This window comes from Aestuariimicrobium sp. p3-SID1156, assembly GCF_025144225.1.
GTDB lineage: Bacteria > Actinomycetota > Actinomycetes > Propionibacteriales > Propionibacteriaceae > Aestuariimicrobium.
This window is the reverse complement of sequence record NZ_JALXXB010000002.1, coordinates 133,383-152,248: the sequence shown is the minus strand read 5'-3', so window position 1 is coordinate 152,248 and position 18,866 is coordinate 133,383. Positions and strand designations below refer to the sequence as shown.

The 18,866-nt window shown below is 67.7% G+C and carries 20 protein-coding genes; 7 read left to right on the top strand and 13 right to left on the bottom strand.

Going from position 1 to position 18,866, the window contains the following annotated elements; all coding sequences use genetic code 11:
- The first annotated feature begins 12 nt into the window (after positions 1-12).
- A complete protein-coding gene (locus tag M3G03_RS03435) occupies positions 13-1,092 on the top strand; it encodes an NADH-quinone oxidoreductase subunit D (RefSeq protein WP_259808105.1) in 1,080 nt (359 codons plus the stop codon).
- Positions 1,093-1,161: 69 nt separating this feature from the next.
- Here M3G03_RS03435 and M3G03_RS03430 read toward each other — a convergent pair whose 3' ends face one another.
- The 9 genes from M3G03_RS03430 to M3G03_RS03390 all read right to left on the bottom strand — a co-directional run bounded on the left by M3G03_RS03430 (position 1,162) and on the right by M3G03_RS03390 (position 9,046).
- Positions 1,162-1,773 carry a hypothetical protein gene (locus tag M3G03_RS03430; RefSeq protein WP_259808103.1) on the bottom strand — a complete coding sequence of 204 codons (612 nt, stop codon included), beginning with the start codon at positions 1,771-1,773 and terminating at the stop codon, positions 1,162-1,164.
- 7 nt (positions 1,774-1,780) lie between these two features.
- Positions 1,781-2,293, bottom strand: a complete 513-nt coding sequence (locus tag M3G03_RS03425; RefSeq protein WP_259808101.1) for a DUF3180 domain-containing protein — start codon at positions 2,291-2,293, stop codon at positions 1,781-1,783.
- Entirely contained in the window at positions 2,290-2,826 is a 537-nt protein-coding gene (gene folK, locus M3G03_RS03420; protein WP_311197464.1) for a 2-amino-4-hydroxy-6-hydroxymethyldihydropteridine diphosphokinase, read from the bottom strand. Before folK ends, M3G03_RS03425 begins: the two co-directional genes overlap by 4 nt.
- Complete coding sequence (gene folB / locus M3G03_RS03415; protein ID WP_259808099.1) at positions 2,823-3,188, bottom strand: dihydroneopterin aldolase; 366 nt, start codon at positions 3,186-3,188, stop codon at positions 2,823-2,825. Before folB ends, folK begins: the two co-directional genes overlap by 4 nt.
- 18 nt (positions 3,189-3,206) lie before the next feature.
- On the bottom strand, positions 3,207-4,025 hold the full coding sequence (gene folP, locus M3G03_RS03410; RefSeq protein WP_259808098.1) for a dihydropteroate synthase: 819 nt from the start codon (positions 4,023-4,025) through the stop codon (positions 3,207-3,209).
- A gap of 86 nt (positions 4,026-4,111) precedes the next feature.
- Positions 4,112-4,678: a GTP cyclohydrolase I FolE gene (folE, locus tag M3G03_RS03405; RefSeq protein WP_259808588.1), complete on the bottom strand. Its 567-nt coding sequence runs from the start codon at positions 4,676-4,678 to the stop codon at positions 4,112-4,114.
- A 29-nt stretch (positions 4,679-4,707) separates the two neighbouring features.
- A complete protein-coding gene (gene ftsH, locus M3G03_RS03400) occupies positions 4,708-6,795 on the bottom strand; it encodes an ATP-dependent zinc metalloprotease FtsH (RefSeq protein ID WP_259808097.1) in 2,088 nt (695 codons plus the stop codon).
- A gap of 112 nt (positions 6,796-6,907) precedes the next feature.
- Positions 6,908-7,372 (bottom strand): hypothetical protein, encoded by a 465-nt coding sequence (locus M3G03_RS03395; protein ID WP_259808096.1) that lies wholly within the window; start codon positions 7,370-7,372, stop codon positions 6,908-6,910.
- Positions 7,373-7,501: 129 nt separating this feature from the next.
- Positions 7,502-9,046, bottom strand: coding sequence for an acetyl-CoA carboxylase carboxyltransferase subunit alpha/beta (locus M3G03_RS03390; RefSeq protein WP_259808095.1), 1,545 nt, complete (start codon positions 9,044-9,046; stop codon positions 7,502-7,504).
- 110 nt (positions 9,047-9,156) lie between these two features.
- On the opposite strand from M3G03_RS03390, the gene glpX reads away from it, so the two are divergent.
- Genes glpX through M3G03_RS03375 form a run of 3 tightly spaced genes read left to right on the top strand, consistent with a single transcriptional unit; the run spans position 9,157 to position 12,686 of the window.
- On the top strand, positions 9,157-10,167 hold the full coding sequence (gene glpX / locus M3G03_RS03385; protein ID WP_259808094.1) for a class II fructose-bisphosphatase: 1,011 nt from the start codon (positions 9,157-9,159) through the stop codon (positions 10,165-10,167).
- Between the two features lie 23 nt (positions 10,168-10,190).
- Positions 10,191-11,483, top strand: a complete 1,293-nt coding sequence (locus M3G03_RS03380) for a DUF4921 family protein (RefSeq protein WP_259808093.1) — start codon at positions 10,191-10,193, stop codon at positions 11,481-11,483.
- Positions 11,484-11,516: 33 nt separating this feature from the next.
- A complete protein-coding gene (locus M3G03_RS03375) occupies positions 11,517-12,686 on the top strand; it encodes an ROK family transcriptional regulator (RefSeq protein ID WP_259808092.1) in 1,170 nt (389 codons plus the stop codon).
- 37 nt (positions 12,687-12,723) lie between these two features.
- Here the strand turns inward: M3G03_RS03375 and hpt are convergent, their stop codons facing one another.
- The 4 genes from hpt to dacB are packed head-to-tail and all read right to left on the bottom strand — an operon-like array spanning position 12,724 to position 16,726.
- Positions 12,724-13,275 carry a hypoxanthine phosphoribosyltransferase gene (gene hpt, locus M3G03_RS03370; RefSeq protein ID WP_259808091.1) on the bottom strand — a complete coding sequence of 184 codons (552 nt, stop codon included), beginning with the start codon at positions 13,273-13,275 and terminating at the stop codon, positions 12,724-12,726.
- A 9-nt stretch (positions 13,276-13,284) separates the two neighbouring features.
- Positions 13,285-14,283: a tRNA lysidine(34) synthetase TilS gene (gene tilS, locus M3G03_RS03365; protein ID WP_259808090.1), complete on the bottom strand. Its 999-nt coding sequence runs from the start codon at positions 14,281-14,283 to the stop codon at positions 13,285-13,287.
- Entirely contained in the window at positions 14,283-15,299 is a 1,017-nt protein-coding gene (locus tag M3G03_RS03360) for a zinc-dependent metalloprotease (RefSeq protein ID WP_259808089.1), read from the bottom strand. The genes tilS and M3G03_RS03360 overlap by 1 nt, the downstream gene beginning before the upstream one ends.
- Positions 15,296-16,726, bottom strand: coding sequence for a D-alanyl-D-alanine carboxypeptidase/D-alanyl-D-alanine-endopeptidase (gene dacB / locus M3G03_RS03355; RefSeq protein WP_259808088.1), 1,431 nt, complete (start codon positions 16,724-16,726; stop codon positions 15,296-15,298). Before dacB ends, M3G03_RS03360 begins: the two co-directional genes overlap by 4 nt.
- A 67-nt stretch (positions 16,727-16,793) precedes the next feature.
- On the opposite strand from dacB, the gene M3G03_RS03350 reads away from it, so the two are divergent.
- Genes M3G03_RS03350 through M3G03_RS03340 form a run of 3 tightly spaced genes read left to right on the top strand, consistent with a single transcriptional unit; the run spans position 16,794 to position 18,864 of the window.
- Positions 16,794-17,354, top strand: coding sequence for an inorganic diphosphatase (locus tag M3G03_RS03350; protein WP_259808087.1), 561 nt, complete (start codon positions 16,794-16,796; stop codon positions 17,352-17,354).
- Positions 17,351-18,331 carry a TRM11 family methyltransferase gene (locus M3G03_RS03345; protein ID WP_259808085.1) on the top strand — a complete coding sequence of 327 codons (981 nt, stop codon included), beginning with the start codon at positions 17,351-17,353 and terminating at the stop codon, positions 18,329-18,331. The genes M3G03_RS03350 and M3G03_RS03345 overlap by 4 nt, the downstream gene beginning before the upstream one ends.
- Entirely contained in the window at positions 18,328-18,864 is a 537-nt protein-coding gene (locus M3G03_RS03340; protein ID WP_259808083.1) for an NUDIX hydrolase, read from the top strand. Before M3G03_RS03345 ends, M3G03_RS03340 begins: the two co-directional genes overlap by 4 nt.
- Positions 18,865-18,866: the final 2 nt, after the last annotated feature.

Sequence of the window (18,866 nt, the reverse complement as noted above, 5' to 3'; positions counted from 1 at the left end):
GACGCCGACACATTGGGGACGCGGGTCATCGATTTGGGTCCGCAACACCCCACCCGTGCAGGACTTGTCGGTCTGCGCCTCTGGTGGGACGGCGACATTGTGCACGCCGCTGAGATCCAGCCGGGATATCTGCACCGTGCCGCGGAAAAGCTTTTCGAAGTGCGCGACTATCGCCAGGTATTGATGCTGGCCGACCGCCACGACTGGCAGGCGTCCTTCAGTGGCGAGCTGGTGGCGGCGATGGCCTGCGAGCAGGCGATGGGCCTGACGCCGCCGCCACGGGCCGTCTGGCTGCGGACGCTGCTGGCGGAGGTCGCGCGGGTCGGCTCCCATTTGGCTTTCCTCAGTTGGGCCGGTCACTCCCTCCGGGACGCTGAACTGTCTGCGGCGATTCGTCGTTCTCGCGATGACCAACGAAATCTCCTGCTGCGCTTGTCCGGCAACAGATTGCATCCCATGCTCAGTCGGCTCGGGGGGCTGGCTGCTGATGTTGATGATGAGTGGCTCACCGAATTGGACGCCTGGAGCGGCCGAGTGGCCGGCATTGATCTTGCCGGCGCCGTCGCGCGCCTCGAACTCCCCGACGGCCTGGGGAATATTGATCAGAACTCCATCAATTCCCATGGGATATCCGGGCCGGCCGCGCGGGCCAGTGGAGCTCGTGCCGACCTGCGGCGAGCCCCGGGCTATCTCGCCTATTCCGAATTGGAATGGCCGGCGACGAGAACCATCGATTCAGGCGACGCGAAAGGCAGGTTCGCCCAGCTCGCTGTCGAGATCAGTGAATCGCTCGCGCTGATCTCCCAGTGCGCAGCACGACTGGCTTCGGTGTCCGGTCCGGTCGATGTGAAACTGTCAAAGATCATCAAGCTGCCGGATTCAGAGACATGGCTGTCCATCGAGGCGCCGCTCGGTGTTGCCGGCATCCACGTGGTCTCCCGCGGCGGCACCACGCCCTGGAGATTCGCCCTGCGCACGCCGACCTTCGCCACCGTGAACGCCCTGCAGTCGGCTCTGGTGGGCACTCCCCGCGAACACCTGGACGCGGTCATCGCCTCACTGGGCTGGACCATCGGGGACCTCGACAAATAGCCACCTCTGGCCCGAACGCACAGAACGGGCCCGCCAGCAGGCAGGCCCGTTCAGAGGGCAAGGGGAGGGTCAGGCGCGCTTGCGCTCAGGCAGCTCCGGCATGCGCAGCAGCGCGACGTCGACCAGGGTCGGGTGGTTGCCATCGCTCCACAGCTCGGCGGCGGTGGGCAACGGCCCTGGGCGCCGGGGCAGGGTGACCACGTTCTGGTTGAGCTTGGCCTCGGTCGCCTCGAGGAGCGCTTCCAGTTCAGTGATGCGCTCGGCACGTCGGTCGGCCTCCGCCTGGGTCGACACCAGGTTGCCGCGCAGGGTGGAGAGCTCCTGCTGACGGGAGGCCAGCTCCTCCCGCAGGTTGCCCAGCTGCTCGCCGTGGGCCTTGTAGCGCTGGGTGAAGGTGTCGATCAATTCCATCGACTCGGTGTGGTGCTGGCGGGCTGCCTCGGCGGCGCGGTCACGGACGGCCTTCAGCTCGGAGCGGTGCAGGATCTCGATGCGGGAGATCTCCTTGAAGGAGTACCACACGCTGGCCGCGGCACCGAGCAGGGCGACGGCCAGGCCGACGCGCACCATCCAGATGGGCCCGAAGGCACAGACAACACCGATGACGGTGGCGGCGATCAGGAAGCCAAGGGTCGCGCGTCGTTCACGGGAGCTGGGCTGCTGCAGAGCATGAGTGGCCATGGCCGAATCATACGTCAGCGCCTCCGTCACGAGGGATCTGACATGCCCGTTCCAGCCGAGAACCTGCCCAGGCGAACAGGGCCGAGGCCACAATCGCCACCGATCCCCCGACCAGTCGTTCACGGTGCAGGTCGATGTCCAGGCGGGTCATCTGGGTCACCACGTAGGCGACGTGACCGCCGGCCAGGAGCAGCCCGGTGACAAGCATGGCGCGTCCGGCAGAGAGCGCCGCGACCCCGGTTTCCGAGCTTGGCCGCGTCTTCCTGCTCGCCAGCGCAGCCCGCATGCGACGGGCAGCCACCAGCGCCGCGATCGCGAGGACCACGAGCAGGGCCGACATCGTCCACGGGGTGACCGGCAGCGGCTGGTCGACCAGTTCCAGCAGGCTGACCAGTGCCCATCCGAGCAGGACTCCGATGAGCAGGGTGACCAGGACCGTCCCCACGCCGAGTGGGCGCAGGTGCCCACCGGGTTCGTGCTCGGGCTCGACGTCGGGATCCTCGTCGAAGACCCGGGTCACGGGAGCTCGATCACCTCGTCGGTACGGCGTACTCCCTCGCGACCGACCTTCTCGACCAGCTCAGTGAGCGGGACCCCAGCCAGGTCACCCTTCGGGTCGATCTCGAGCCAGGGCACCAGCACGAAGGCGCGGTTCTGGGCCTCGGGGTGGGGCAGGGTCAGCTCGGGGGTATCGCGTTCGCGCTTGCCCACCATGATGATGTCAATGTCGAGGGTGCGGGGGCCACCCTTGACGTCGCGGGTACGGCCGAAGGCCTGCTCGATGGCGTCCACGCGGTCCAGAATGGTGGCGGGCTCGAGGGTGGTCTCGGCGACCATCACCAGGTTGTAGAAGTCCTCCTGCTCCACCTCGCCCACGGGGTCAGTGAGGTAGACGCCGGAGACGTCCACCGGGATGAGGTCAGGGGTGGTGGCGAGCTGGGTCACGGCACCCTGCAGGATCTCCAGGCTGTCGCCCACATTGGACCCCAGACTGAAGACCACCTTGTTGATGGGGCGCAGGTTGCCGAGGGTGTCGACATCGATAAAGGTCACGATTGGCTCCTGATCACTGTGACGGCAACATCGGTGAACGGCACCGCGATCGGCGCCTGTGGTTTGTGCACCACAACCTCAACGGTTCGCACGTTCGACAGCTGACACACGTCGTCGGCGATGCGTCCGGCAAGGGTCTCAATGAGCTGGACTGGTCCGCCGGTGATCTGCGCGACCACCCTGTCGGCAACCTCCGCGTAATTGACCGTTCCAGCCAAGTCATCCGCGGCCAGGTCGACCTCGGATTCGATGCGCAGGTCGACGACGAACTGCTGTCCAGTGGCTCGTTCGTCTTCGAGCACGCCATGGAAACCGGTCGCCGTGACGCCGGTCAGACTGATCCACACGGGTTCAGTGGCCATGGGTGTCTCCCCTCGCTTCTACCGTGACCCTACCGCAGCCCTGAGACGGTCCATCACCTCGACCGCGTCGCGGTGCTGGCGCACGGTGTGGGTCCGGACGGCCCACACTCCCTGCATCGCTGAATAGGTGGTGATCGCCGCGGATGCATCATCGCGTCGCGTCACCGGACGCGGGCCGAGGTCAGTACGGAGCAGGTCACCGAGGAAGCGTTTGCGGCTCACCCCGACCAACACGCGGTAGCCGAGGTCGACGAACTCCTGCTGGCGGGCCAGCAGTTCCCAGTTCTGCTCGGCATCCTTCGCGAAGCCGTAGCCGGGGTCAATGATGATGCGCTCGGACGCGATGCCAGCCGCCCTTGCGGCCTCGATGCGCTGGCCCAGCTCGGCCTTCACCTCAGCGGTGACGTCCTCATAGTGGGCACGGTGGTCCATCACGTCACCATGCCCGCGCCAGTGCATGGCGACGTAGTCAGCCCCGGATTCGGCGACCGTGGCGAGCATGTCCGGGTCGGCCAGACCGGCGGAGACGTCGTTGATGATCGCCGCTCCCCTGTCAAGGCAGGCCCGGGCCACCTCGGCGCGCATGGTGTCCACCGAGACGATGACCCCGGCGCCGGCGAGCTTCTCCACAACCGGCACCACCCGCGCGAGTTCCTCCTCGACCTCGGGACGCACGGAGCCCGGGCGGGTGGATTCGCCCCCCACGTCGATGAGGTCAGCGCCCTCGGACAGCATGTGACGGGCATGCGCCAGGGCATCCTCCGGGGTCTGGTGTTCACCACCGTCGCTGAAGGAGTCGGGGGTGACGTTGAGGATGCCCATCACGAGCGTGCGCATGGTGCTCCCCTTCCGGTGGCAGTGGGTCAGCGACGGGTCAATCAGCGACGGGTCAATCAGCGACGGGTCAATCAGCGACGGGTCAATCAGCGACGGGGCGAGTTGATCAGCGCGAAGGCTTCGGCGCGAGTCTCGGGCATGTGCATGGCGCCGCGCACTGCCGAGGTGGTGGTGCGTGAGCCGGGCTTGCGGACCCCACGCATCGTCATGCACTGGTGCTCGGCCTCGACGACCACCAGGCAGCCGCGAACCTGCAGGTGCTGCACGAGTGCATCGGCAATCTGGGAGGTGAGGCGTTCCTGCACCTGGGGGCGCTTGGCGTAGAGGTCCACCAGGCGGGCAAGCTTCGAAAGGCCGGTCACCCGCCCGTTCGCGTTGGGGATGTAGGCCACATGCGCGACCCCGGTGAAGGGGAGCAGGTGGTGCTCGCACATGCTCCACAGTTCGATGTCGCGGACGAGGACCATCTCCTCGTGCTCGATGTCGAAGGTGGTCGCCAGCAGCTCACCGGCGTCCTGGCCGAGTCCGGCGAAGATCTCCTGGTAGCTGCGGGCCACCCTCCCCGGGGTGCCTTGCAGTCCGTCGCGATCGGGGTCCTCCCCGATGGCCAGCAGGATTTCGCGGACGGCGGCCTCGATGCGGGGCAGGTCCATCGCCGCCTCACCCCGGGCCGACTCCGCACTCACTGGTGCGATCCCCCGGGCCAGGCCGGCGGGGCCCAGTCCTGTGGCGGCTGCCAGGGCTCGTGCGGGCCTTGCTCGTCACCGGGCATCGGGGTCGAGCCGAGCTGGCCGGGAGGCAGCTGGGCACCTCCGGCGGGGTGGGTCTCGGGCTCACCCGCATTCGGCAACTCCGGCATCGCCACCGGCGGAATGTCGGACGGACGGCGCTGGTCGGACCCGGTGAAGCCGCCGCGCTCAGGCCACCGCTTGAGGTCACGGAAGATGTCGGCGACCTCCTGGCGGGACAGGGTCTCCTTCACCACGAGCTGGCGGACCAGCTCGTCGAGGATCTCCCGGTTTGCCTCGAGGACGTCGAAGGCCTCCTGGTGGGCTGTTTCCAGCAGCTGCGCCACTTCCTGGTCGACCACGGCGGCGGTCGCATCCGAGTAGTCCGTCGAGCGCTGACCTGCGCCGGTCATGCCCAGGAAGGGCTCGGTATCGCCACCGCCGAGCTGCACCGTGCCGATGCGGGAGCTGAAGCCATACTGGGTGACCATCGCGCGCGCCACCTTGGTGGCCTTCTCGATGTCGTTGCCTGCCCCGGTGGAGGGGTCGTGGAAAATGAGCTCCTCGGCGGCACGACCACCGAGCATGTAGGCCATCTGGCCCAACAACTCGCCACGGGTCTGGGAGTACTTGTCCTGGTCGGGCATCACCATCGTGTAACCCAGCGCGCGACCGCGGGGCAGAATGGTCAGCTTCTGCACCGGGTCCACCCCGGGCATCGCGGCCGCGACCATGGCGTGGCCACCCTCGTGGTAGGCGGTGACCAGCTTCTCGTGCTCGTTCATCAGGCGAGTGCGCTTCTGAGGGCCTGCGATGACGCGGTCAATCGCCTCGTCGATCTCGGCGCGACCGATCAGCGGCAGGTTCAGCCGAGCGGTCAGCAGCGCTGCCTCGTTCAGGACATTGGCCAGATCGGCGCCGGTGAAGCCGGGCGTGCGTCGGGCCACCGACTGCAGGTCAACGTCGTCGGCCATCGGCTTTCCCTGCGCATGCACCGACAGGATCTGCGCACGGCCGTTCAGGTCCGGTGCCTCGACGGCAATCTGGCGGTCGAAACGACCTGGGCGCAGCAGAGCCGGGTCCAGCACATCAGGTCGGTTGGTGGCCGCGATGAGGATGACACCGCCGCGCACGTCGAAGCCGTCCATCTCCACCAGCAGCTGGTTCAGGGTCTGCTCGCGCTCGTCGTGGCCGCCGCCCATCCCGGCGCCACGGTGGCGTCCGACAGCATCGATCTCGTCGATGAAGACGATCGCGGGCGCATTCTCCTTGGCCTGTTCGAACAAGTCACGGACGCGGGATGCGCCGACACCGACGAACATCTCCACGAAGTCCGAACCGGAGATGGAGAAGAAGGGGACACCCGCCTCGCCGGCGACGGCGCGGGCGAGCAGGGTCTTGCCGGTCCCGGGCGGGCCGTAGAGCAGAACGCCCTTGGGAATCTTGGCGCCCACGCGCTGGAACTTGGCGGGCTCGGCCAGGAACTCCTTGATCTCGTGGAGCTCCTCGATGGCCTCCTCGCAACCGGCGACGTCCTTGAAGGTGGTCTGCGGAGTGTCCTTGGAGGCGATCTTGGCGCGGGACTTGCCAAAGCCCATCACGCCGCGACCACCGCCGGCGCCACCCTGGACCAGGTTCATCACGAAGAAGAAGCCGATGATGAGCAGCAGGAAGGGCAGCACGTTGTACAGCAGGCTGGTCAACAACCCCGGGCGGGGGTTGGAGGACACCCACTCGTCCAGACTCTTGTTCGCCACCCGCTTCTCCAGCTGCGGGATCAGCTCCTGGCCGTAGTTGTCGACCCACTGCGACTTGATCTTGGTCTTGCCGCCGTCCTTGGTGACCCGGATGGTCTGTTCACCATCGATCAGCTCGACCTTCTGCAGCTTTTCGGTGCCGTTGATGGCGGCCACGACCTCGCTGGTGGGGACATCCTTGAACCCGGTTGCCTGACTAGCGAAGTTCATCGCGGCGATGATCAGCACCAGGGCGAGCAGGATCCACAGGACAGGCCCGCGGAAGGCCTTCTTGACGTTGTTCATGGGCACCTTCAGGGGAGGCGACAAATCGCGCCAATCCTACACAGGGCCCCCAAGGCGTCGGGTTGCGTCCGGGCGCTGACCCGGACGACCTCAGGCGAGGAACCGGACGACCTCAGGCGACGAAGTCGACGGTGCCCTTGCGCTCCTGAAACGTGTAGTCCTGACCCGCTCTCAGCCCCTTGACCGCCTCGTAGAGCGGGGAGTCCTCCGAGAGCCCGGAATAGGTCTGGCCGTCCACCTCGACCTCGTCCACCACGATACCGACGACATAGCGGTCACCGGACAGGCCGACCACGGCGCCCGGCTCGACGGCGTCCTTGGCGGAGAAGTCGAGGTTTCGCGCCGCGTCGGCGTCCCGATCGGCCTGGTCGTCGGATTCCTCTAGCAGGTTCTGCAGGTCGGCGGCGATCTGCTGCTGCGCCTGCTCGCTCTCATCGATCGGCTCGTCGCGCACGATGTCGGAGGCCTGGTCGAGCTCCTCGATGGTGCCCTCCATGCCCCCGTCCTCGATCCCGAGGCGCTGCAGCACGGCGCGACGAATGGCCTTCTTGTCCTCGGCGGTCACGGGGGTGGGCATGGCATCCTCCATCTTGGGTGGGCGAATCGCGTACTCGCTCGACGATACTGATCGGGACGCCGGGAGGTGGACGGTCGTCACGATCCCCACCCCCTCCCACCTCTTCGCCGGGAACCGGCCCGTTGCTGCTCAGGCCCAGGGCACCCCGCGCGCGGTCAACAGCGACTGCAGGGGCCGCCGCGTCAGGGCCGACAACTCGGCCTGGAGCGCCAGTGCCAGCCGGCGGCAGAACTGCTCTGGCTCATCAGCAGCATCGGGGTTCTCCAGCACGACGGTGTCGACGAAGCCTTCGGCGAGCATCTCCCGACAGGAAATGCGCTGGGAGCGCGCCATCTCGTCGGCATGCTCCACGGTGCGGTGCACGATCGCACTGGCGCCTTCGGGCGGGAGCGGCGAGAGCCAGGAGTTCTGGGCAGCGATCACCCTGTCACTGGGCAGCAGGGCGAGGGCAGCTCCGCCGGTTCCCTGCCCCATCATGATGGAGACCACTGGGGTCCGGACGGTGGACAGATCCGCCAGGCAACGCGCGATCTCACCGGCCAACCCCCCGTTCTCAGCCTCGGGCGACAGCGCAGCCCCGGAGGTGTCGATGACCGTGACCAGGGGCAGGCCCAGCTCGGTGGCGAGCTGCATGCCGCGGCGGGCGACCCGGAGCCCCTCCGGCCCGAGCTGCTGGTCGGCGGTCTGTCTCCGGCGGCACTGTCCCAGCACCACGCAGGGTTGGTTGTCGAAGCGGGCCAACGCCAGCAGCAGGACGGGGTCGCGCTCCCCCTGGCCGGTGCCATTGAGCGGGATCACGTCATCGGCCACCTTCAGCAGGTCGCGAACGCCCGGGCGATCGGGGCGCCGAGAGGCGAGCACGCTCTGCCACACGTCGGTCTCGGGAAGAGCTGAGGCGTCCCGGACCGTCATCATCGGTGCCCGGACCGGCCCAGAGCGCTCAACCGCGGAGGTGATCCGGAGCACCCTGTCCAGCAGGCGTCCGATGTACTGCGGCGGGACGACGGCATCGATGATGCCGCGCCGGTAGAGGTTCTCGGCGACCTGGACGTCAGCGGGGAACGTCGCGCCGTGGAGTGCCTCGTAGACGCGCGGCCCCAGGAAGCCCAGTATCGCCTGCGGTTCGGCGGCGGTCACCTGCCCCAGGGACCCCCAGGACGCCATCACTCCGCCCGTGGTCGGGTGCCGCAGGTAGACCAGGTAGGGCAGGCCGGCCGACTTGTGCGCTGTGACCGCCTTGGAGATCTCGACCATCTGCAGGAAGGCAGGCGTCCCCTCCTGCATGCGAGTCCCCCCGGAACTGGGCGCAGCCACCAGCGGAAGCCCCTCGGAGGTGGCGCGACGCACAGCGGCCACGATGCGCTGGGCAGTATTGCGTCCTATGGAACCAGCCAGGAAGGAGAACTCGCTGGCGATGATGGCGATGCGGCGCCCATGGAGCAGGCCCTCCCCGGTGGTCACCGCCTCATCGCTGCCCGACTTCTCCTGGGCATCGATGAGCTGGTCGATGTACTCCCGGGAGGCACCCATCGGCGCGTCGGCCGGGTAGGTGAGCGGGAGATCCCAGGAGCGGAAGGAGTCGTCGTCCAGGGCGAGGGACAGCAGTTCGCGCGCAGGAAGTCGTTTCGGCTCCGGGGTGGCCGAGGCAGGCTTCGTCATTGAAGTGGCTGACATGGCCTCATTCTGGTCCATGCCCCGAGGGGGCCAGCGTCGCCGCCAACCTCTAGGATGAGGATGAACCCGGACGACGAAGCCCGCGGACCACAACTGATCGGAGAAACCCGGTGATCACCCAGCCCATTACCACCCAGGACTCCCCCAACAGCCCAGACCGCCACCTCGCGCTCGAGCTGGTGCGCGTGACCGAGGCTGCCGCGATTGCCGGCAGCCGTTGGGTTGGCCGCGGGGACAAGAACGCCGCTGACGGCGCCGCCGTGGACGCGATGCGCGCCTACATGGACACCGTCCGCATGAACGGAACCGTCGTCATCGGTGAGGGTGAGAAGGACGAGGCCCCCATGCTGTTCAACGGCGAGAAGGTGGGCGATGGCACCGGCGCCGAGGTCGACGTGGCCGTGGACCCCATCGACGGCACCCGCCTCACTGCGATGGCCTACGACAATGCGCTGGCCGTCTTCGCCGCTGCCGAGCGCGGCTCGATGTTCGACCCCTCCGCCGTCTTCTACATGGAGAAGCTCGTCGTGGGCCCCGAAGCCGCCGACGTCGTCGACCTGTCCAAGTCGGTGGGCGACAACATTCGCGCGGTCGCCGAGGCGCTGGACAAGCCGGTCAGCCAGGTCACCGTCTGCGTCCTCGAGCGCCCCCGCCACGAGCAGCTCGTCAAGGAGATCCGCGAGGCAGGTGCCCGCGTGAAGTTCATCATGGACGGCGACGTCGCTGGGGCCATCGCTGCGGCCCGCCCCAATACCGGCGTCGACATGCTGCTGGGTATCGGCGGCACCCCCGAGGGCATCGTCGCGGCCTGCGCCATCAAGGCCACCGGCGGTGTGATCCAGGGCCGGCTCTGGCCCCAGGACGATGACGAGCGCCAGAAGGCGATCGACGCCGGCCACGACCTGGATCGCGTCCTCAGCACCGACGATCTGGTGCGCACCGACAACTGCTTCTTCGCCGCCACCGGCATCACCGATGGTGACCTGCTGCGCGGGGTGCGCTACGAGGGCGAGCACGTGATCACCCAGTCCATCGTGATGCGCTCCACATCGGGCACCGTCCGCATCGTGGAGGCCGAGCACAAGATCGAGAAGTGGAACCGCTGGCTCGGCCAGGAGTGACCAACTCAGAGTTCCTCCGGGTGATGTCTGAGGGGACCGTCAAACAGCGGCACCCGATCAGCGGCAATGAGGTCTGGACCGTCCCCGGGCGCGGCAACCGCCCGCTCGGGATCACCGGCCCTGCACCACAGCCGGTGGACCCGGCCGAGCACGATCGGCTGTGCGCCTTCTGCCACACGCGCTACCTCGAGACCCCTCCGGAGAAGTCGCGGCTGGTCCGGGAGGGAGGCCAGTGGCGACAGCTCGAGGGTGTCCGGGCCGAGGAACTCTTCGACACTGTCGCCGAGTTCCGCTGCATCCCCAACCTCTTCGAGATCCTCAGCTACGACTACTGGCACCTCAACCACGGCTATGAGCTGGACCCCACCACTGCCGCGCGCCGGGCGGGCTACCTGTCGACACCGGCCGGTCGCGAGCACGTGCTGGCCGTACAGAAGGGCAAGCTACGCATCTCGGGGCTCTCGGATGCCGAGATCGAGGCGCTCGGTGAGAAGGAGGTCATCTCCCGCGCCAGTGGGTTCTTCGGTGGCGGCCACGATGTCGTGGTGGCCAGGCGACATCTGGTGGACGACGCCACCGACACCAGCCAGTTGGCCTCCGCCGGCACACTCACCGTCGAGGAGCACCGCCAGTACACTCGGTTCACGATTTCAGCCCTGCAGCGCCTGCTGGAGACGATACCCCGGGCACGGCATGTGGCTGTCTTCCAGAACTGGCTGACACCCGCGGGCGCATCCTTCGACCACCTGCACAAGCAGTTGGTGGCAATCGACGAATACGGCGGCAGCAACCAGCGGGCACTGACCCGCGAGATCCAGCAGCCGGGGATGTTCAATACTCGGGTGATGCAGCCGGCCATCCACCATCACCTGGTGCTTGCCCAGAACGACCACGCGATTGCGATCGCCGGCTTCGGGCACCGCTACCCGACCATCAAGGTGCTCTCCACCTCCCCGGTCTGCGACCCGTGGCTGATGGACCCCATCGAGGTCGACGGCATGAGCGACCTGGTCCACGCCCTGCATGCCGCTACCGGCGCTGATGTGGCCTCAAACGAGGAATGGCACCAGCGCCCGCATCGGGTGGGCATCCCGCTGCCCTGGTACATCAACATCAAATGGCGCGTGTCGACCCTCGCTGGCTTCGAAGGGGCAACCAAGATCAACGTCAACACCATCTCGCCGGCCGCGCTCAAAGACCTCCTGATCCCCCGCCTCAGAGAGCTACGCGACCGAAACATTGTCAGTGTTGGACTTATCGGCGATGAGTGCCGAATTTCGCAGCACCCGTTGAGATATTCACGCCCGCAGGGTTGACCCAGCCCGCTCACTGCGCAAGGGTGGCTTGCCGTGAGTCTGTATGCCGCCGACCCGAGTTCTGTGCGCCAGTGGAATGAAGTCCTGGTGCTCAGGATCATGAACGGTTCCGAATGGTACGAACCCACAGATTTCGCCCGACGCTGGCGCATCTCTGAACTCTCCGAAGCGACCGGATTGACCCCCGCCACGGTCCGGGGTGTCCTGGGCGACCTTGAGGAGAAGAACTGGATCGTCGTCCATGATCCGGATGCCAACTCCGGACGTGGCCGCCCCGCCAAGCTGTACTCGCTGAAGCGCATCGACGCCCACATCCTCGGGCTCGACTTCGGCCCTCGATGGTTCAGGGCCCAGCGAAACCACCTGGACAACACCATCGAGTCACGCCATGAGGTCAGGCTGCCTGACAATCCCACCCACGAGGACCGCCGGCAGGCGGTTGCCGAGCTCATGGAGGTCGTCATCGGAGACACCGACCCCGCCGGCGTCTGGATGACCGGAGTGGCTGTGAGCGGCCCCGTCACCCCCGATGGAACCATCGAGCGCTCGGTCGCGATTCCGGAATGGGAAGGACAGCACATCGCAGACCTGTTCGGAGACCTCATCCCCGGCCGACTCCTCATCAAGAACGACATCCACGCCTGGACCTGGGCCGAACACGTCGCCGGGGTGGCCAAGGGCTCCCAGGAGATGCTGATAGTGCACCTGGGACGGCGCTCGAACTTCGGCGTCTTCAACGAGGGCAAGGTGCGCCGCGGGGCCCATGACCTCGCCGGCGACATGTCCAAGCAGCCCGAGCTGACCACCATTGTGCCCCGATGGATGCTGACCTGGAAGGACGAGAAGGATCCCTACGGGGCAGCCCTCCAAGCCGCCTACCGGGGCGAGGAGAGGACTGTGCAGCAGCTGCGCGAGGACATGGTGACCCTCGCCAAGGTGGTTTCCCTCTCAGCCTGCCTGATCGACCCAGAGGTGATCGTGATCAGCGGCTCCTTCGCCCCCCTGGCGCCGATCTTCATCGAGGACATGCGGGCCGCGCTGCAGGAGAGCGTCCAGATCCCGCCCAAGCTCATGGTCAGCAACTTCGACCAGTTCGGAGCGGCCCTGGGTGCGGCTCGGCTGGCGTCCCATCATGTGGCCACCCAGCTCGTCGACGAGACCGAGGGCGTTCGCCCACTACGCCTGGGCAGCATCACGCACTGAGAGCAGGGCAGCCCACCATGGGGATCAGCAGGGGACCTCAGCTGTAGACGTGCGCAGCCAGGGTGCCGACGTCACGCAGGTTGCGGTAGCGCCCGGCGTAGTCGAGGCCGTAACCCACGACGAACTCGTTGGGAATGTCGAAGCCGACGTACTTCACATCGACGTCACTGGTCTGTGCTTCCGGCTTGCGGAACATGGTCATGATTTCCACCGACGCAGGTCCCCGCGACTGAAGGTTCTGCACCAGGTAGCTCAGCGTCAGCCCGGTGTCGACGATGTCCTCGACGATGAGGACGTCCTTGTCGAGGATGTCGGTGGAGAGATCCTTGAGGATGCGGACCACCCCGGAGCTCTTGGTGCCCGAGCCGTAGGACGAGACCGCCATCCAATCCATGGTGCAGTGGCTCTTCAGGGCTCGCGACAGGTCGGCCATCACCATGACCGCACCGTTCAGGACGCCCACGAGCAGCACTTCGCGTCCGGCATAGTCGGCGTCGATCTGGGCGGCGACCTCCTTCAGGCGCCCATCCACCTGCTCAGCGGTGTAGAGGACGTGCTCCAGATCCTGCGCAATGTCGGTCGCATCCATGCGCCCAGCCTACAGATTCCGAGCGGTGGCGTGCAGCCTGCCCTCGCGCCGCACGACCTCACCACCCGGTATCGCCACCGCCCCCTGGCCTCGCCACGCTGTCACCAGAGCCGCGACCGCCCGGACATGGTCGCTGGTCAGGTCACGTCCGCCGGACTCTTCCAGCCACCCCTTGAGGACGCGCCCCAGCACTGCGGTGGGCAGGGTCGCGAGATGGGCGCAGTCAAGCGGCGAGCCGGCCTCCGTGGCCCCTGACCGGGCCAGGACGAGTTCGCGCGCGGCCCACTGCTCCAGGGCTTCGGCGTCCGCGCGCGCCAGGACGGCCGTACGGGCCAATGACTCTGCGACACCCGGGCCGAGTTGGCTCTCCACGATCGGCAGGACATGTTTGCGGACGCGCACCCGCGTGTAGTCGTCGGACTCGTTGTGCGGGTCCTCCCAGACCTCAATCCCCCACTCCCGACAGGCCTGCCGCGTGATGGCACGTCGCACTGTCAACAGCGGACGCAGGAGGTCTCCTGATCGTGGTGCCATTCCCGCCAGGGAGCGAGTGCCTGACCCTCGGGCCAGGCCCAGCAGCACCGTCTCGGCCTGGTCGTCGAGGGTGTGGCCGACCACGATCACCCCACCCCCTGCCGCGCGGCGAAGGGCGGCGTAGCGGGCCTCACGGGCGGCCGCCTCGGGGCCACCGAGGGCATCCGGAGCAATGCGGACCCGGAACACCTCAGACCCGAGACCGAGCTGCTGGACCCGCCCGGCGACGGCATCAGCCACCGCGGCGGAACCTGGCTGGATTCCATGATCAACAACAACCGCCCTGCCATGGAGGGCTGGCTCCCCCGCGCGTTCCCGTCGCCGCTGTTCCCAGGCCACGGCTGCCGCCAGGGCCATGGAGTCGGCGCCTCCCGAGACACCGATGATCATGGTCTGTCTGCGGACCCCGGCCAGCGCATCCCGCACCGCACGCGCCACCTCGAAACCGGCGGGGCCCAGCTCCCGGCGGGCCATCAGAGAATCCGGGCCAACCAGGCAGCCGGATTCGCCAGCTCCGCCCTTGTCGGCAGGTTCTCGGGGCCCTCGAAGACCTTGTTCATCGCGCGGTGACCGGCACTGTCGATCACGGCCCGACAGAAGGCGGCACCGTCGCGGTACTGGGCGAGTTTGGCGTCCATCCCCACCAGGCGCCCCACCAGGGCATGTCTCCCGCCCGAATCCCGGCGCCCCTCAAAGCGGCGACGGATGGTCCCCAACGACGGGATGACCTCGGGACCGGCCAGGTCCATCACCACGTCGGCGTGGCCCTCCAGCAGCGTCATCAGGGCCATCGCCCGGTCAAGGGCGGTGCGGGCGCCAGGAGCTGCGAGCAGGTCCATGAGCATGCCATTGCTGAACCTGTCCCCGGCTGCGGAGGCATCCCGACCGAGTCGCCCCAGGATGTCCAGGACCCTCTCATCGGCGCGCTCCTCCGCCGCCAGCACCGTGGAGACCAGCGCGAGCAGGTGCGTCGGCAACCAGGGTGCGGCCTCGAACTGGACCCGGTGGGTCTGCTCGTGCAGGCACACCCACTGCCGGAAATCTCGCGGCTCCACGCCCATCTGACGCTCCGCGAGCATCACATTGGGGGCCACCAGCAGCAACCGTGAGGGGTCGGCGAAGGGCTCGAACTGGCCGAGGATCCTGGTGCCCAGCACGGCCAGCCCGGCGCCGAGCTGGGTGGCTGCAGCACGCCCCTTCACACGTCCACCCAACGTGGGCGTGCGCACGCCGCCCAGCTGTTCCCACAACGCCGGGGCGGTCTGGACCATCGACTGCGCCCAGCGTGGGCGATCCAGCACGAGGTCCAGGCCGCCGGACGCCAGCGGCAGGCCGGTGGCTTCCGACACCAGCGCGGGCGCGCGCAGGGCAGCCTCGCGCAGGTCAGCCACGCACTCGGCACGTTCAGCACGGGTGGCGCGGGGGCCGGGCGGTACCAGTCGGGCGGCGGTGCGGCCAGCAAGCTCCCAGTCGATCCAGGGCAGGCTCATGAGCAGCCGCACTCGCTGATCCGGGCCGCCACGGTGTCGATCCAGGCTCGCGCCCACCAGTCATTCTTCGACTCGTTGACCATGAGCACCACCACCAAGCTCTGCCCGGAGCGGGTCACCGTCCAGCCCGACAGGCTCGAGATCTCCGACAGCGTTCCCGTCTTCGCGTGCACCCGACCTCGTCCGCCCAGGGCTTCGTCGACCAGAAAACGATCATGGAGGGTGCCCGAGACACCGGCCACCGGGGTGGCCGTGACCAGGGTCCGCAGTCGCGGGGTGGTCGCGATCTTCTGCCAGGCGCCGGCCAGCATCGTCGGGGTGATCCGAGTGCCGCGGGAAAGCCCGCAACCATCGCGGAGCACCGCGCCCTGCTGCCAGATACCCAGCTCACCCAGGATCGATTGCAGAGCCTGCGTTCCACCGTCGAAGCTTCCCGGCCTGCCTGATGCCAGAGCGACCTGGCGCAGCAGCATCTCTGTGGCGGTGTTGTCCGAGTGGACCATGGCCAGGGTGACAAGTTGATCGAGCTCGGCGGATTGCACCGATGCCACGCGGTCCCCGGCGGCCCTGGCTGCCGTGGGAGAGCCGGTGACGGTGATGCCCTGGGTCTTGAGCTGGGCGGCGAAGGCCTGAGCGGCAGCCAGCGCGGGCGTCTGGGAGCGCGCCGGGTTGGTCACGGTCCCGTCGGGCTTGATGCCGCGGCCCCCGTCAACCATGAGGGCTGAGATCGGGGTCACCTGGTCGTTGTAGTGGGCGGGCCAGCTCGGCGCCCAGGCCGGGCCGGTGAACAGGGAGTCGTCGAAGCCGAGCGTGACGCTGGTCCGGCCCTCCTCCTTGAGCTCCTTCGCGGTGAGCTCGGCGAGGATGCGCAGGCTGGCGAGCTCGGGCACCTTCGGGTCGGGGACGGTGCGCAGGAAGGGATCGCCCCCACCGCGCAGCACCAGGCGTCCCGGGGCGGGCGAGGTGACCGAGGTCTCGAACTGTGTCGAGGACTCCATCGAATGCAGCGCCCCCAATACCGTCAACGTCTTCATGTTCGAGGCCGGGGTGAACAACTCGGACTGGTGGTCCTGGTGCAGGACGCGACCGGAGGCGGTGTCGAGCACCATTGCTGACGACCGTCCCCCGAACCTACGGGGCACCGAGGTGATACGTTGGGACAGCTTCGCAGGGTCCACCGGTACCGAGGCGGAGGCCAGGGCGGCTGGGGGCATCGTCGCCGGATCGGCAGAAGGGCCTGAAGCAGCAGGCGAAGGCGTCCCGGTGGGGCTGAACTGGGTGGAAGAGGCGGGAGGCAGGGGACCCCCACGCAGGCCGGCGGCGTGCATCAGCGGTTCGCGTGCCAGGAAGGCGGTGGCGACCAGCCCGCTTGTGGCCATCGCCACAATGGCCACGGCCACGCGACTGCGGCCCCGTGGCTGGGTCATGGGAAACCTCCGAACGCGGTAAGCTGGCCCCCGACGAGGGTGAACCCATCATAGAGAAGAGCCAGCCTTGACCAACGAGACCAGGTCGGTCGAGTTCGCACCCATCCCTGATGGACCGCGATTCGACGTCACCATCGAGATCCCCAAGGGCACCAAGAACAAGTACGAGATGGACCACAACACTGGTCGCATCCGACTTGACCGGACGCTCTTCACGTCCACCCAGTACCCCTACGACTACGGATTCGTCGAGGGCACCCTGGGTGAGGATGGTGACCCGCTCGACGCCCTCGTGCTGGTGCCCGAGCCGACCTTCCCCGGCTGCCTCATCGAGTGCCGCGCCGTGGCGATGTTCCGCATGCGCGACGAGATGGGCGGTGACGACAAGGTGCTGTGCATCCCGACCGCCGACAAGCGCCAGAACCACATCACAGACATCGACTCGGTCTCCGAGATGATGCTGCTCGAGATCGAGCACTTCTTCACCGTCTACAAGGATCTGGAGCCCGGCAAGTCGGTGGAGGGCGCCACCTGGGTGGGCCGCGCCGAGGCGGAGCAGGAGATCGCCAACTCCATCGAGCGCGCCAAGGGCACCCCCTACGAGCACCACCACGCCAACCTGGCTTGAGCACCTACCTGCTGCTGCTGGCGCCGGCTGCGAACCGGGTCTATGCCGGCGAGTCCGATCGACTCGCCGCGGCCGAACTGGCCATCTGTCACCCCGGCCTGACGTCGGTCGAAGCGCGGACGGTGGCCGGGGTCGGCTATCTCTCCTTCCAGACCCCGACGCTGGACAGCGAGGTCGTGGCACGCGCGTCGGCGAGTTTGGCGCTCTTCGAGGTCGAGGGTGAGCTGCTGCGTCCGGTCGAACTCCCCCGCACCGACTGGCTGGATGAGGACCTGGTCACGATCCCCAAATACCCGGGCAAGACCAATGAGCAGTTCACCCGGCTGCTGCTGAACGTCACGCTGGCGCAGGTCAGAGGTTCTGGCGGGGCGCTGGAGGTGCTCGACCCGCTGGCCGGTCGCGGCACGACGCTGACCACGGCCTGGATGTTGGGTCATGACGGATTCGGTGTCGAGGGTGATCCGAAGGCGGTCGAGCAGATGGCGGCCTTCCTCAAGACCTGGCTTCGCCGCAAGCGGCTGAAGCACACCGCCGACATGACCCCGGTGCGGCGGGAGGGCAGGTCGCTGGGCAGGCGTTTCGATGCCACCGTACGGCTGCCTGGTCGGCGTCCGCTCACCCTGGGCGTCTTCACCGGCGACACCCGTACCTCTGCCCAGCTCTGGGGGCGCCGCACGTTCGACGCCGTGGTGGCTGATCTTCCCTACGGCGTGGTCCACGGGGCAGCTGATCGGGACGCCCGCCGTGACCGTTCCCCGCAGGCCCTGCTCGAGGAGGCGCTTCCGGTCTGGGTGTCCCAGTTGAAGCCGGGCGGTGCGATCGGGCTGTCCTGGAACACCCACGGGCTGGCCCGCGAGACGCTGGTCAGCTCACTGCATCAGCTGGACCTGCGGGTGATGGAGGGGGGACCGTGGCTGGACTTCAGCCACCGCGTGGATTCCTCCATTCAGCGCGACCTGGTGGTGGCGGTCCGATGAGTACTCCGGGACAGGATGACGAGCCCAGGATGCCCGTCGAGGGCATTGACTGGGCCCTGCCGACGATTCCGGTCTCGTGCGGGGCGATGGTCTTCGACGAGCGCGGCCAGCTGCTGGTGCTCAAGCCGACCTACAAGTCCGGGTGGACCATTCCCGGCGGCATCATGGAGGCCTCTGGCGAGACCCCCTGGGAGGCCTGCCAGCGCGAAGTCCTCGAGGAGACCGGTCTGGCTGTCCGCTCCGGGCGGCTGGTGGTGGTCGACACCCGCGGCGCCAGGCATGATTCTGATGACCCTTCTCTGGACGAGCCGCTGGGCATCCGTTTCCTCTTCCACTGCGGCGTCGTCACTGAGCAACAGAAGGCCACGATCCGCTTGCAGCCCGAGGAGATCAGCGACTGCAGATTCCTCCCGGTGGAGGAGGCTCTTGACCTGCTGCGCAAACGGGTGCGCCGCCGGGTGCGGGCCGCGCTGAGGGCCGATGGCGTGTTCCTCTACCTGGAGGACGGGCACCCGGTCGACTCGGTCGGCTGAGG